The 13,497-nt window shown below is 52.4% G+C and carries 15 protein-coding genes; 12 read left to right on the top strand and 3 right to left on the bottom strand.

The window, feature by feature from the left end:
* The first annotated feature begins 156 nt into the window (after positions 1-156).
* The 4 genes from hslV (at position 157) to rraA (ending at position 3,732) form a co-directional block, all read left to right on the top strand.
* Positions 157-702, top strand: a complete 546-nt coding sequence (gene hslV / locus L4C36_RS01240) for an ATP-dependent protease subunit HslV (protein WP_428475965.1) — start codon at positions 157-159, stop codon at positions 700-702.
* Positions 695-2,026, top strand: a complete 1,332-nt coding sequence (gene hslU, locus L4C36_RS01235; RefSeq protein WP_428475964.1) for an ATP-dependent protease ATPase subunit HslU — start codon at positions 695-697, stop codon at positions 2,024-2,026. Before hslV ends, hslU begins: the two co-directional genes overlap by 8 nt.
* A gap of 148 nt (positions 2,027-2,174) precedes the next feature.
* A complete protein-coding gene (locus tag L4C36_RS01230; RefSeq protein ID WP_428475963.1) occupies positions 2,175-3,086 on the top strand; it encodes a 1,4-dihydroxy-2-naphthoate polyprenyltransferase in 912 nt (303 codons plus the stop codon).
* Between the two features lie 160 nt (positions 3,087-3,246).
* The gene (gene rraA / locus L4C36_RS01225; protein ID WP_428475962.1) at positions 3,247-3,732 is read left to right on the top strand and encodes a ribonuclease E activity regulator RraA; all 486 of its coding nucleotides are present in this window, start codon (positions 3,247-3,249) and stop codon (positions 3,730-3,732) included.
* Positions 3,733-3,835: 103 nt separating this feature from the next.
* Here the strand turns inward: rraA and zapB are convergent, their stop codons facing one another.
* On the bottom strand, positions 3,836-4,078 hold the full coding sequence (gene zapB / locus L4C36_RS01220; RefSeq protein WP_428475961.1) for a cell division protein ZapB: 243 nt from the start codon (positions 4,076-4,078) through the stop codon (positions 3,836-3,838).
* Positions 4,079-4,734: 656 nt separating this feature from the next.
* On the opposite strand from zapB, the gene L4C36_RS01215 reads away from it, so the two are divergent.
* The 6 genes from L4C36_RS01215 (at position 4,735) to L4C36_RS01190 (ending at position 10,450) form a co-directional block, all read left to right on the top strand.
* Positions 4,735-5,586, top strand: coding sequence for an MIP/aquaporin family protein (locus L4C36_RS01215; RefSeq protein ID WP_428475960.1), 852 nt, complete (start codon positions 4,735-4,737; stop codon positions 5,584-5,586).
* A 76-nt stretch (positions 5,587-5,662) separates the two neighbouring features.
* Positions 5,663-7,177 carry a glycerol kinase GlpK gene (gene glpK, locus L4C36_RS01210; RefSeq protein ID WP_428475959.1) on the top strand — a complete coding sequence of 505 codons (1,515 nt, stop codon included), beginning with the start codon at positions 5,663-5,665 and terminating at the stop codon, positions 7,175-7,177.
* A gap of 238 nt (positions 7,178-7,415) precedes the next feature.
* A complete protein-coding gene (glpX, locus tag L4C36_RS01205; RefSeq protein ID WP_428475958.1) occupies positions 7,416-8,423 on the top strand; it encodes a class II fructose-bisphosphatase in 1,008 nt (335 codons plus the stop codon).
* A 238-nt stretch (positions 8,424-8,661) separates the two neighbouring features.
* Positions 8,662-9,279, top strand: coding sequence for a helix-turn-helix transcriptional regulator (locus L4C36_RS01200; RefSeq protein ID WP_428475957.1), 618 nt, complete (start codon positions 8,662-8,664; stop codon positions 9,277-9,279).
* 13 nt (positions 9,280-9,292) lie between these two features.
* A complete protein-coding gene (locus L4C36_RS01195; RefSeq protein ID WP_428475956.1) occupies positions 9,293-10,036 on the top strand; it encodes a ferredoxin--NADP reductase in 744 nt (247 codons plus the stop codon).
* Positions 10,037-10,072: 36 nt separating this feature from the next.
* A complete protein-coding gene (locus tag L4C36_RS01190; protein ID WP_428475955.1) occupies positions 10,073-10,450 on the top strand; it encodes a DUF3135 domain-containing protein in 378 nt (125 codons plus the stop codon).
* A 24-nt stretch (positions 10,451-10,474) separates the two neighbouring features.
* On the opposite strand, the gene L4C36_RS01185 is transcribed toward L4C36_RS01190, so the two are convergent.
* Positions 10,475-10,822 (bottom strand): 5-carboxymethyl-2-hydroxymuconate Delta-isomerase, encoded by a 348-nt coding sequence (locus L4C36_RS01185; RefSeq protein WP_428475954.1) that lies wholly within the window; start codon positions 10,820-10,822, stop codon positions 10,475-10,477.
* 380 nt (positions 10,823-11,202) lie between these two features.
* Between L4C36_RS01185 and tpiA the strand changes: the two genes are divergently transcribed.
* On the top strand, positions 11,203-11,973 hold the full coding sequence (gene tpiA, locus L4C36_RS01180) for a triose-phosphate isomerase (RefSeq protein WP_428475953.1): 771 nt from the start codon (positions 11,203-11,205) through the stop codon (positions 11,971-11,973).
* Positions 11,974-12,123: 150 nt separating this feature from the next.
* On the opposite strand, the gene pfkA is transcribed toward tpiA, so the two are convergent.
* Positions 12,124-13,086, bottom strand: a complete 963-nt coding sequence (gene pfkA, locus L4C36_RS01175) for a 6-phosphofructokinase (RefSeq protein ID WP_428475952.1) — start codon at positions 13,084-13,086, stop codon at positions 12,124-12,126.
* 221 nt (positions 13,087-13,307) lie between these two features.
* Between pfkA and L4C36_RS01170 the strand changes: the two genes are divergently transcribed.
* A complete protein-coding gene (locus L4C36_RS01170) occupies positions 13,308-13,466 on the top strand; it encodes a hypothetical protein (RefSeq protein ID WP_428475951.1) in 159 nt (52 codons plus the stop codon).
* The last annotated feature ends 31 nt before the right edge of the window (positions 13,467-13,497 follow it).

Here is a 13,497-nt window from a genome sequence, read left to right as displayed (position 1 = left end):
GTTTGCCCGGCCGCAAGGCACTCACTCTCTTTCGTGTAAAGGATGCTTCGGCATCCTTTTCTTTTTCTCCCCCTTGAAACCGCTTCCCCCCAACCCCAGATTAATGGGTAATACAGATCCCAGTATCCGCTGGGTAAGACTCAAAGAGGTAACACCGTGACCACTATCGTATCTGTTCGTCGAAACGGTAAAGTCGTTATCGCAGGTGACGGCCAAGTTTCACTGGGCAACACCGTGATGAAAGGTAACGCTCGCAAAGTGCGCCGTTTGTATAACAACAAAGTGCTTGCAGGCTTTGCTGGCGGCACTGCTGATGCCTTCACTCTATTTGAACGTTTCGAGCGCAAGCTGGAAATGCATCAGGGCCACCTGCTAAAAGCAGCCGTGGAACTGGCGAAAGACTGGCGTACCGACCGTATGCTACGCAAATTAGAAGCCCTATTGGCCGTCGCCGATGAAACGGGGTCGCTGATCATCACCGGTAACGGCGATGTGGTACAGCCTGAAAACGATCTGATTGCCATTGGCTCCGGCGGCAACTTTGCCCAAGCCGCCGCAATCGCGCTATTGGAAAATACCGATCTTAGCGCGCGTGAAATCGCAGAAAAATCCCTCAACATTGCCGGCGATATCTGTGTCTTCACCAACCACCACCACACCATTGAAGAATTAGAGACTCGAGAAGGAAACGGCCATGTCTGAAATGACGCCTCGCGAAATCGTCCATGAGCTTGACCGTCACATTATCGGTCAAGACAAAGCCAAACGTGCCGTCGCTATTGCCCTGCGTAACCGCTGGCGCCGTATGCAGCTCCCTGAAGAGTTGCGTGTGGAAGTGACCCCGAAAAATATCCTGATGATCGGTCCGACCGGTGTCGGTAAAACCGAAATCGCCCGCCGCTTGGCCAAACTGGCTAACGCGCCGTTCATCAAAGTCGAAGCGACCAAGTTCACCGAAGTCGGTTATGTGGGTAAAGAAGTGGAAACCATCATCCGTGATTTAACGGATGTGGCGATCAAGATGACCCATCAGCAGGCCACGGAAAAAGTGCGCTTCCGCGCGGAAGAGCAAGCGGAAGAACGCATTCTGGATATTCTGCTGCCACCTGCGCGCGACGCTTGGGGCCAGAACGAAGAAACCGATCAAAACTCCACCACCCGCCAGTCTTTCCGCAAGAAACTGCGTGAAGGTAAGCTGGATGACAAAGAGATCGACATCGATGTCGCCGCCTCGCAAATGGGCGTTGAAATCATGGCGCCTCCGGGCATGGAAGAGATGACCAACCAGCTACAGGGCATGTTCCAGAACTTGGCCGGTAACACCACTAAAAAGCGCAAGATGAAAATCAAAGACGCGTTGAAAGCGGTGACCGAAGAAGAAGCGGCCAAGCTGGTGAACCATGAAGAATTGAAAGAGCAGGCGATCTTTGCCGTCGAGAACAACGGTATCGTGTTCTTGGATGAAATCGACAAAATCTGTAAGCGTGGCGAATCGTCAGGCCCAGACGTGTCCCGCGAAGGCGTGCAGCGTGACTTACTTCCGTTGGTGGAAGGCAGCACGGTATCGACCAAGCACGGCATGGTGAAAACCGACCACATCCTGTTTGTGGCCTCGGGCGCTTTCCAAGTGGCGAAGCCGTCTGATCTGATCCCTGAACTGCAAGGCCGTCTGCCGATCCGTGTTGAACTAGAAGCCCTGACCAGTGGTGATTTCAAGCGCATCCTCACCGAGCCAAACGCCTCGCTGACCGAGCAGTACAAAGCCTTGATGGCGACCGAATCCGTCAACATCGAGTTTACTGAAAGCGGTATCGATAAACTGGCCGAAGCCGCGTGGCAAGTGAACGAGCGTACCGAAAATATCGGTGCCCGCCGTCTGCATACCGTGATGGAGCGTCTGATGGAAGAGTTGTCGTTTGATGCGACAGACAAATCAGGCGACAAAATCCTGATTGATGAGGCGTATGTTCAAGCACGTCTGGGTGAGTTGGTCGAAGACGAAGATCTGAGCCGCTTCATTCTGTAACCAGAGTGTAAACCCAATGCTATCAACGGCACGCTTGCGTGCCGTTTTTTTGTCCTCAAGCAAACTATCGGGCGATAAAGTTGCCCATTGCGTCAGTTACGCCATAATAATGGTCTTCCACACTTGTTCACTGGCAAAAGTCCACACTATGAAATCATCGTCTCTCGCCATTTGGCTCGATGCTGCACGGCCAAAAACCCTGCCGCTGGCCATCGCCTCAATCGTATGCGGCAGTGCAGTAGCAGGATGGCAAGGCAGCTTTTCTGCCGTGATCGCAGGCCTCGCCCTGTTGACCGCGCTTTTACTCCAAATTCTTTCTAACCTTGCCAACGACTACGGCGATGCTGTTAAAGGCACCGATAACGACCAGCGCTTAGGGCCACAGCGTGCGATCCAATCCGGCTTAGTCACCCCCGCCGCTATGCGTAAAGCCATGGTGCTCAATATCATCCTGACCATCATCAGCGGCCTGAGTTTGATCTTGCTGGCGACCAACAATTTGCATGACATGCTCGGCTTTATGCTGCTGGGCGTGATGGCTATTCTCGCTTCGATTGCGTATACCGTGGGCAACAAACCTTACGGTTACCGTGGCTTGGGCGATTTATCGGTCTTGATGTTCTTCGGTTGGCTGGGCGTTGCGGGCACGTATTACCTGCAAGCGGGGCAAATTGACTCCATCATCATGCTACCAGCCACCGCCTGTGGCCTGCTCGCCGTGGGCGTGCTAAACATCAACAACCTGCGTGATATTGATAACGACCGCGCCTGTGGCAAGCTGACACTCGCCGTCCGCATGGGGCCGGAATGGGGCCGTAAATACCACCTGTTCTTACTGATCGGCAGTGTGATCTGTCTGGCGCTGTTTGCCGCGCTGGAAATTCACTCCCCGTTTGGCTGGCTGTTCATCTTGAGCGCCCCACTGTTGTTTAAGCACGGCAAGCAAGTGATGCAATCCACCGACGGCGCCGCTTTGCGTCCGATGATGGCGACCATGGTCAAGTGTGCCCTGTTGACGAACCTGTTGTTTGCCGCCGGTATGGTCTTGGCCGCATCCTAACAATGAATGCCCACAAGGCGATGGCAATCCCCGCTTTCGCCTTGTCTCTGCCGCCTCTTGCTGATTATACTTCAACCTGTTAACGCGCATTCGCCGGGTATCAACCCACCCCGCGTTTCAGCGATTCCCCTTTTCAATTGTCACAAGAAGAAGCGCGCTTATGGAATACAACACGTCCGAACTCTGCGATATCTACCTCGACCAAGTCGATGTCGTTGAACCGATGTTCAGCTCTTACGGCGGTCGCAACTCGTTCGGTGGCCAAATCACCACCATTAAATGCTTTGAAGATAACGGCTTAATCAATACCGTCTTGAGCGAGCCGGGCACAGGACGCATCCTGTTGATTGATGGCGGGGGATCACTGCGTCGTGCGCTCATTGATGCCGAGCTGGCACAATTAGCCGCCCACAATGAATGGGAAGGGATCATCGTCTATGGCTGTGTCCGCCATGTTGATGAGCTGGATGAGTTGGATATCGGCATTCATGCCATGGCGTCCATTCCGGTTGGGGCAGATGAGCAAGGTATCGGTGAAGTGGATGTGGCCGTTAACTTTGGTGGGGTGACCTTCCTGCCAGAAGACTATCTTTATGCCGACAATACCGGGGTGATCCTCTCCCCTGAACCGCTCGATATCGACTAAGCACTCTTACCGGTTCTCACCGAACAGGCATAAAAAAACAGAGCCCATGGGCTCTGTTTTTTTGCAGGCGGCTTTCGCAAGGCCCGCTGACAACGTCGAAGGCTTACTCAACGTGTTCCATTTTGCCTAGCAATGCGCGAACGCGCTCTTGCCATGCTTCGTGGTCAGTACGTAGCTTGTCGTTGTCATCAGACAGTGCTGCACGACCAGAGCGTAGCTCTTGTGTTTCCGTCAGCAACGTCTCATTTTGTTCTTTTAGTTCGTCAATTTCCATTTGCAGCAAAGAAATTGTATCAACAGCCATTTGTACTTTGGCTTCCAGCTTTTCCAACATTTCTAATGACATATTGTCCACCTGTATTCAGCCTATCTGTTTGCCCTAACCGTTAAGGCAAGTTTCCACAGGCACGTTTACGATTCATTACGTCTTATAATAACGAGGCCATCGCCTTCTGACACCTACAAATACCATGCTTTGCTGTAAATGGGGAAAATTTGCTCAAATTTGATGAAAATTTTGCCTTCACCTAGTGCTACCATCCAAAGAAGTAAAATTTTACTTTTGAAAGCATGAGGTAAAAGGGGGGTTCACTGAGAGACATTGAAGAAATTTGCGATCAGAATCGAGGTTAATTCTCCGCTCTCGTGCTAATTTTTGTCCTGATCGTATCTCTACTTGGAATTATCCAAGGTTTTGCCGCCTTGGCATATATCCGACCTACTTGGGTCGGATTTTTTATATCTGCGCATTGGCGTCATTCCTTCTCTTTTCGTCTTCTCCAGCGAGGCCAAGCGGCCCTTTTCCCCCTCATATTCGCCATCGACACAGAGTCGTAGCACGGAAAAATTTGCGCGAACGCTCAATTTAAAAAAGCCACCAATGAGCGAACGCACATTTTGTGACCTGCTCAATGTCATTATTTGGGAGTTCGCGTAAATTAGCGCCCATAACGATGATAACAGCAACACCTCCCTACGATATTAAGACAAAAGGACTGAACCATGACCCACTCAAAACAGCATGCTTTGCTCGGTGAATGCCTCGCTGAGTTCCTCGGTACCGGATTGTTGATTTTCTTTGGCGTCGGTTGCGTCGCCGCCATGGTCTTAACCGGCGCCGACTTCGGCCAATGGGAGATCAGTATTATGTGGGGCCTTGGTGTGGCCATCGCGATTTACTGCACCGCCGGTGTCTCTGGCGCCCATATCAATCCCGCCGTCACTATTGCCCTTGCCCTTTTTCACGGTTTTGATAAACAGAAAGTCTTACCTTATATTGCCGCCCAAGTACTGGGGGCCTTCGCCAGTGCCGCGTTGATTTACGGCCTATACAGCAACCTGTTTAGCGATTACGAAGCCGCCAATAACATTGTCCGTGGCTCGATCGAGAGCTTAGCAACGGCGGGGATCTTCTCCACCTACCCGCATGCCGCCTTGTCTTTCATGGGCGCTTTCGCCGTGGAGTTTGTGATCACCGCCGTGCTGATGTTTGCCATTCTGGCGATTGGTGACGGTAAAAATGGTGCGCCACGCGGGGCGATGGGACCGCTGTTGATCGGTGTATTGATTGCCGTCATTGGTGGCGCACTGGGTCCACTGACGGGGTTTGCGATGAACCCAGCACGTGACTTCGGCCCGAAATTCTTTGCTTTCCTTGCGGGCTGGGGCGATGTGGCGCTCACCGGCGGTAAAGACATTCCTTACATGATCGTCCCGATTATGGCGCCTATTTTGGGTGCTGCATTTGGTGGCTGGCTGTACCCGAAAGCCATCGGGCTGTACTTACCAGGCAACAACTGTACGTTGCCAAACCAGTGTGAAAAGACCGGCGATAACGAAACCGCCAACGCCTAATCGCACGCTATATAACAACAAAACGCAGAACACCGACTCTACTACCCTTATACAATGACAATTAGAGGAAACCGTCATGACTACAGAGCAAAAGTACATTGTTGCACTTGATCAGGGCACCACGAGCTCACGCGCCGTCGTGCTTGATCACAACGCGAACATTGTGTGCTCGTCACAACGTGAATTCACCCAAATTTACCCGAAAGCGGGCTGGGTAGAGCACGATCCTCTCGAAATTTATGCCACCCAAAGTTCCACGCTGGTTGAAGTGTTGGCCAAAGCCGGGATCCGCTCGGATCAAGTCGCGGCGATTGGTATTACCAACCAACGTGAAACCACCATTGTGTGGAACAAACACACCGGCAAGCCAGTTCACAATGCGATTGTGTGGCAGTGCCGTCGTACCGCTGATACCTGTGAAACGTTGAAAGAAGCCGGTTTAGAGGACTACATCCGTGAAAACACCGGTTTAGTGGTGGATCCGTATTTCTCTGGCACCAAGATCAAATGGATCCTCGATAACATTGAAGGCGCACGCGAAGAAGCAGAAGCCGGTAACCTGTTGTTCGGTACCGTCGATACCTGGTTGATCTGGAAGATGACCCAAGGCCGTGTACACGTCACGGACTACACCAACGCCTCTCGCACCATGGTGTTTAACATCAATACCCTGCAGTGGGATGAAAAACTCCTGAACGCGCTCGATATTCCCCTGTCGATGATGCCGGAAGTGAAATCATCGTCTGAAGTGTACGGCCAGACCAACATCGGCGGTAAAGGCGGTACCCGTATTCCTATCGCAGGCATTGCCGGCGATCAGCAAGCGGCGCTGTTTGGTCAAATGTGTGTGGAAGCCGGTCAGGCAAAAAATACCTACGGCACGGGCTGTTTCTTGCTGATGAACACCGGCAAAGAAAAAGTCACCTCCAACAACGGCCTGCTGACGACGCTTGCCTGTGGCCCGAAAGGGGAAGTGTCTTACGCCCTTGAAGGGGCGGTCTTCATGGGGGGCGCGTCCATCCAATGGCTACGCGATGAAGTGAAGTTGCTGGACGATGCCAAAGACTCCGAATACTTTGCCGAGAAAGTCGGCAGTGCGAACGGCGTGTATGTGGTACCGGCCTTCACTGGCTTGGGCGCCCCTTACTGGGACCCGTATGCCCGTGGCGCGATTGTGGGCCTGACCCGTGGCGTGAACTCAAATCACATCATCCGTGCTACGTTGGAAAGTGTCGCGTACCAAACCCGTGACGTCCTGGATGCCATGCAAGCCGACTCCACCATTGAGCTGGCGTCGCTACGCGTTGATGGCGGTGCGGTCGCCAACAACTTCCTGATGCAGTTCCAGTCTGACATCCTGAACACCGAAGTACACCGCCCTGTGGTCACCGAAGTGACCGCATTGGGTGCCGGTTACCTCGCGGGTCTGGCGGTCGGTTTCTGGGGCAGCATTGATGAGCTGCAAGGCAAGGCGGAAATTGATCGTAAGTTCCTGCCATGTGCCGATGACGGTAAGCGTAATCGCCGTTACCGTGGCTGGAAGCGGGCCGTTGAATGCGCCAAAGGCTGGGCGGTCGAAGAAGACATCTAACCCGCCTCTTCCTCTTTCACCCATCACACGTTAAGGCCTGCTGTTGCAGGTCTTTTTTCTTCTCGCCGATGGTCACCGCCCCGCAAAAACACGCCCGCCATTGGGACAAGCTTGTTTTAACGCAAACGTTTCACTACCAGTTATGCTAGAATCGCCGCCAGATCGAGCGGGTAGCAGAAACGGATGAATAACCTGCTGCCCCAAGCCCACTGATTTGATTTCTATTTCTGGAGTTACCATGAAACGCGATTTGGCGATGGCATTTTCCCGTGTTACAGAAGGTGCCGCGTTGGCTGGCTATAAATGGCTTGGCCGCGGTGATAAAAATGCGGCAGATGGCGCCGCCGTTGAAGTGATGCGCACCCTGCTTAACCAAACTGAAATTGAAGGCGAGATCGTCATCGGTGAAGGTGAAATCGATGAAGCACCGATGCTTTATATCGGCGAAAAAGTCGGTATGGGTGGCGATGCCGTCGATATCGCGGTCGATCCGATCGAAGGCACGCGCATGACAGCCATGGGCCAGAACAACGCCCTCGCGGTATTGGCAGCCGGTGAAAAAGGGTCTTTCCTGAAAGCCCCTGACATGTACATGGAAAAGTTGGTCGTGGGCCCGATGGCCAAAGGCGTGATCGATTTGGCTAAGCCGCTGACTGAAAACCTAGAAAATATCGCTGCGGCACTGGGTAAATCCCTGTCAGAGCTCGTGGTCACCACACTGGCTAAACCGCGTCACGATGAAATCATTGCGGACATGCAGGCCATGGGCGTGCGTGTTTTTGCGTTCCCAGATGGGGATGTGGCGGCGTCTATCTTGACCTGTATGCCTGACAGCGAAGTGGATGTGATGTACTGCATCGGCGGCGCACCGGAAGGCGTGGTTTCTGCCGCTGCGATCCGCGCATTGGGCGGTGACATGCACGGCCGTCTACTTCCACGTCACGAAGTGAAAGGCGACACCGAAGAAAACCGCCGTTTGGGTCAGATCGAAATTGATCGCTGCCATGAAATGGGGATCACGCCAAATACCGTACTACGCATGGAAGACATGGCACAAAGCGACAACGTGATTTTTGCTGGCACCGGGATCACCAAAGGTGACTTGCTTGACGGTATTCACCGCCAAGGTAACATCGCCACCACAGAAACCCTGCTAATCCGCGGTAAATGCCGCACCATCCGCCGCATCAAGTCGACGCACTACCTCGACCGTAAAGATGCCGCCATCGTCGGCCACATTCTGTAAGGTTCGCCGAGGCCAGCAGGCCATAAGCTCTTCACATCAGGCGCCGTCATGGCGCCTGTTGTTTTTCTGTCACTCCTCCCTGTCAACGTACCGCCCCTCTCACAAGCATTCGCGCACACGTTATTCCTCCCTCAAATTATCATCGACTTTGTAAAGCAGTTGCTTTATTTATTTAGCTGGTTACATAATAATTAAGTAACGGTGATTTTTTCCGCAACAGCACAACAGAGACAGCAGCATGAAAACCATTGACAGAATCCTGTATCAGCTCAAGCGAGAAGGCCCCTTAACGGCCAAGCGCTTAGCCGAAACATTCCAGCTCACCAGTATGGGGGTGCGTCAGCATCTGCAAGGGCTGGAGGCCGATGGATTGGTCAGTTTTAAGGACGTCAAAGTCAAAGTCGGTCGTCCGACCCGTCACTGGTTTTTGACCCCAAACGGGCACAAGCAGTTTGCCAATCGGCATGATGATTTACTGATCCAAACCCTCGATTCAGTCGAAACATTATTTGGTCAAAGTGGCCTACAACAGGTGATTGCACGCCGTGAAACCCACACCCTGACTCACTATCAAGACAAACTGGCTGGCGCGGCGAATTTAGAAGAAAAACTGCAGATCCTGACTACACTCAGGGAACAGGAAGGGTACATGGCAGACTACCAACAACACGGCGAAGGGTTTCTTTTTATTGAGAACCACTGCCCGATTTGCCACGCCGCCCACCGTTGCCCATCACTCTGCCAATCTGAACTCACGGTCTTCCAGCAACTGCTGGGCGAGGAGTATCACGTAGAACGCAAGGAACACATTATCGCCGGAGAGAGGCGCTGTGCGTATCGCATAATAAAATCATAACGAGGAGAGCATTATGGCTGACTGGATTCCCGCTAAGGTGATCACAAACCGACACTGGAACCACGATTTATTTAGCCTTGTCCTAGAGGCCAACATTGAACCCTTCAAGGCCGGCCAGTTCACCAAGTTAGGGCTGGAGATTGACGGGAAAATGATCCAGCGTGCTTACTCGTTTGTTAACCCACCCACTAGCGCACAGATTGAAATCTATGCCACCCGTGTCGCCGATGGCACACTGTCGCCTCGCCTTCATGCCCTTGAAGCCGGTGATGAAGTCTTTATCTCCGCCCGCGCCAATGGCTTTTTCACCCTCAATGAAATCCCCGACAGTGAACACCTCTGGTTGCTGGCTACCGGCACCGCGATTGGGCCTTACCTGTCGATTTTGCGTGAGCCCACCGTGTGGAAGCGTTTTCGTAAAATCGTGCTCAGCCATGCCGTGCGCTTTTCAGCGGATCTCAGCTATCAAGCAGAAATCAATCAATTGCAAGAACGCTACCCTGACCAATTGGTCGTGCAGCCGTTCGTCAGTCGCGAGCCTGCGCCACCCGCCCTGCCCGGACGTATCCCACAAGCCATTGCCGATGGCATGCTTGAACGTCACGTCGGCCTGTCGCTGGAACCCGAGCGTAGCCACATCATGCTGTGTGGTAATCCGGAGATGGTCAAAGATACCAAAGCGGCACTGGAAGCCCGAGGGTTTCAAAAAAACCTGCGCCGTCAACCCGGCCAGATCACCATGGAGCATTACTGGTAAGCGAGCTCAAGGCCACTCGATACGAGGGAGAAACCGATGGACGATACGCCCAACAACGATCACTCCGATACCGCACTGCCCGATTTTGACACCTTAAAAGCCATGGCTGAAAACGATCCTGAGGCGCTGGAAGCCCTGCGCCTACGCATGAGCGAAACGATCATCGCGCGCGCAAACACCGCGATGAAACCGCGTTTGCAAGCCCAACTCAGCCATATCAATCATGTGATTGCCCGCGGGCGTAATCCGCATCACACCAACATGCTGCTGATGGCGGAACTTCAGCAGCAACTCAAACGCTTTGCACTGGCGGTCACCACCCCGGATGCCCTTACGGCGCAACAGGCAGACATTCATCCGTTCGAACCACCCCGTGACCGTCAGCCATCCTCAGACGATAGCGACCACACATAGCCACGCATAACCACACAGGTGACGTTACTGACTGACTTTCAAGAAACAATCACGATCCATATCGCGCACATCAATGGTCAAGCTGGTCACCGCTGTCGCGTGTTGCTCCAGCACGGCCATTAACCCGCGGGATAAGTCACGCTTCACCGCCGCATCACGCCCGGCCAGCAGGCTCAATTGCACATGAATAAAGGTATCAATATCGGCACCTTCTCCCACCAACCACGTTTGACACGGGTAACCGCGCGATTTCACCGTGTCCGGCACAAACACACCACTGGCTAACAATACCTGATGTAAATCCGCCAGCAAACCGGGAATATTCACCCGCTCGGCCACCGGTTCCGCGTATTCCATCACAAGATTTGGCATCTCACATTCTCCCTGTGTTTTCTCTTATTTTGCCTGTCTTCCCTACCATAACGGATACTATTTCGACAAACCAAAAGGCCATGATGTTTTTTCTGCCTGCATCACCCTATTCTTCCTGTCAGCCTAATCATACTGTCAGCCAGATACCGCCCAATGAAAAAATATTTCCGCGCAGCGGTTCACTTTTTGCGATGAAAAAGGTACAACCAGACAGAGAAATGATTTCGGACAGTAAATTAACGTCCAAAATTGTTATATAGTTACAGCGATACTTCACAGCATAGCGAACTGCGTGTGACCTCGGTCACAATTCGTTGCCGCTCAGCACGTTACGCTATTAGGTATTCATTTATTACATCAAATTGATTTGGAGAAAAGCTATGCGCCATCCTGTGGTTATGGGTAACTGGAAGCTAAACGGCAGCAAGGAAATGGTATCTAACCTGATTAAGGGCCTAGATGCTGAACTGAACGGTGTAGAAGGTGTTGACGTGGCTATCGCGCCACCAGCCATGTACCTAGACCTTGCTGAGCAGCTAATCGGTAAAGCGGAAAGCAAAATCATCCTTGGTGCACAGAACGTTGACGTGAACGCAAACGGTGCATTCACTGGCGATATCTCTCCAGTAATGCTGAAAGATTTCGGTGCAAGCCACATCATCATCGGTCACTCTGAGCGTCGTGAGTACCACAACGAGTCTGACGAGTTCGTGGCACAGAAGTTCGCGTTCCTAAAAGAGCACGGCCTAACACCTGTACTGTGTATCGGTGAGTCTGAAGCACAAAACGAAGCGGGCGAAACCGTTGCAGTATGTGCACGTCAACTTGACGCAGTGATCAACACCCAAGGCGTTGAAGCGCTAAACGGTGCAATCATCGCTTACGAACCAATCTGGGCTATCGGTACGGGCAAAGCAGCAACCGCTGACGATGCACAGCGTATCCACGCAGCAATCCGTGCGCACATCGCAGCGAAGAGCGAAGACGTAGCGAAGAACGTTGTGATCCAGTACGGCGGTTCTGTTAAGCCAGAAAACGCAGCCGCTTACTTTGCACAACCTGACATCGACGGCGCGCTAGTCGGCGGTGCAGCACTTGACGCAGCAAGCTTTGCAGCTATCGCTAAAGCCGCGGCTGAAGCGAAAAAATAATCATCAATACTGATGGTCATTGAAGAAGGTCACCGCGAGGTGGCCTTTTTTGTGCGTGTCATTTAAGGCGACGACCCTGTACACGCCACAAATAACAGGCACAAAAAAGCCGACTATCGCGTCGGCTTTTTTATCAGTCAGGCAGCAAACTTAGAACAGTTTGTACGCCAATTCGTAAAGCTCTTTACGCACAGGACGACGCATGTTTTCAATCGCATCGATGATATCGTGATGAACCATTTGCTCATTCTGGATACCGACACAACGACCGCCATGGCCTTCCATCAATAGCTCAACCGCGTAAGCACCCATGCGAGACGCAAGGATACGGTCAAACGCTGTTGGCTGACCGCCACGCTGAATGTGACCCAATACGGTTGCACGGGTTTCACGGCCAGTCTCATCTTCGATGTACTTCGCCAACTCGTTCACGTCCGTCATCAGCTCAGTGATCGCGATGATCGCGTGCTTCTTGCCCTTATCGATACCTTCTTTGATTTTCTCAAGCAGGTTTTCTTTGTCCAGGCCGGTTTCTGGCGTGATGATGTACTCACAACCACCTGCAATCGCAGACATCAGGGTCAAATCACCACAGTGGCGCCCCATCACTTCCACGATAGAAATACGCTGGTGAGACGATGACGTGTCACGTAGACGGTCAATCGCGTCAATCACAGTGTTCATCGCAGTCAGGTAACCGATGGTGTAATCCGTCCCTGCTACATCGTTATCGATAGTGCCCGGCAGACCGATACATGGGTAGCCCATTTCAGTCAACTTCTTCGCACCCATGTATGAACCGTCACCGCCGATCACGACCAATGCATCAATGCCGTGTAGCTTCAGGTTTTCGATCGCTTGCTCGCGCACGTGTTCTTCTTTGAACTCAGGAAAACGTGCTGAACCCAGGAATGTACCACCCTTGTTGATCACATCAGATACGCTCTGACGGTCCAATTTAGCGATACGGTTCTGATGCAGGCCTTGGTAGCCATCGTAGATACCGTACACTTCGATACCTTCTGACAATGCCATACGCACTACACCGCGAACTGCCGCGTTCATACCAGGTGCGTCACCACCACTGGTCAATACACCAATCTTCTTAATCATGGTTACCCTCTGACGTTGGGAATTGAAAATTCAAATCCGACACAGGTTGCCAAGGTTCCCCGCCTGGCACCACAAACCGCTATGGCCTGTGCCTGTGAAAACTGTAACTTTCCTACTAAGTTAGGAGTATTACAATTTTGATAAAAAATTTTGTTGATTCACATCACGATCCCCTGAGACTGCAGAGGCAGGTCAAACATTCCCCGCCAAGGGGTAAGCCCGTGATACGCATCGAAACAGTTAGTCTCTGGCTAATACTGGCCTTGTACAGCGCGGATCCGATTTATCAACGCGACAGTAACAAGCCATACCGTGATACCAGTGACGCCAGTGAGGCAGAGCAAGGGGATAACCATAGGCGACACGGTATTCATCCTTGATAATCACGCCGATAGACTGCACTGACTGGGC

The organism is Photobacterium japonica, from assembly GCF_050337005.1.
Taxonomy (GTDB): Bacteria; Pseudomonadota; Gammaproteobacteria; order Enterobacterales; family Vibrionaceae; genus Photobacterium; species Photobacterium japonica.
This window is presented reverse-complemented; position numbering and strand designations above follow the sequence as displayed.

Coding starts and splice junctions, on each gene's coding strand:
- pfkA (WP_428475952.1), bottom strand. CDS start 13,086: ATGATTAAGAAGATTGGTGTATTGACCAGTGGTGGTGACGCACCTGGT.
- glpX (WP_428475958.1), top strand. CDS start 7,416: ATGAAACGCGATTTGGCGATGGCATTTTCCCGTGTTACAGAAGGTGCC.
- L4C36_RS01230 (WP_428475963.1), top strand. CDS start 2,175: ATGAAATCATCGTCTCTCGCCATTTGGCTCGATGCTGCACGGCCAAAA.
- glpK (WP_428475959.1), top strand. CDS start 5,663: ATGACTACAGAGCAAAAGTACATTGTTGCACTTGATCAGGGCACCACG.
- L4C36_RS01215 (WP_428475960.1), top strand. CDS start 4,735: ATGACCCACTCAAAACAGCATGCTTTGCTCGGTGAATGCCTCGCTGAG.
- tpiA (WP_428475953.1), top strand. CDS start 11,203: ATGCGCCATCCTGTGGTTATGGGTAACTGGAAGCTAAACGGCAGCAAG.
- L4C36_RS01190 (WP_428475955.1), top strand. CDS start 10,073: ATGGACGATACGCCCAACAACGATCACTCCGATACCGCACTGCCCGAT.
- L4C36_RS01195 (WP_428475956.1), top strand. CDS start 9,293: ATGGCTGACTGGATTCCCGCTAAGGTGATCACAAACCGACACTGGAAC.
- L4C36_RS01185 (WP_428475954.1), bottom strand. CDS start 10,822: ATGCCAAATCTTGTGATGGAATACGCGGAACCGGTGGCCGAGCGGGTG.
- rraA (WP_428475962.1), top strand. CDS start 3,247: ATGGAATACAACACGTCCGAACTCTGCGATATCTACCTCGACCAAGTC.
- L4C36_RS01200 (WP_428475957.1), top strand. CDS start 8,662: ATGAAAACCATTGACAGAATCCTGTATCAGCTCAAGCGAGAAGGCCCC.
- zapB (WP_428475961.1), bottom strand. CDS start 4,078: ATGTCATTAGAAATGTTGGAAAAGCTGGAAGCCAAAGTACAAATGGCT.
- hslU (WP_428475964.1), top strand. CDS start 695: ATGTCTGAAATGACGCCTCGCGAAATCGTCCATGAGCTTGACCGTCAC.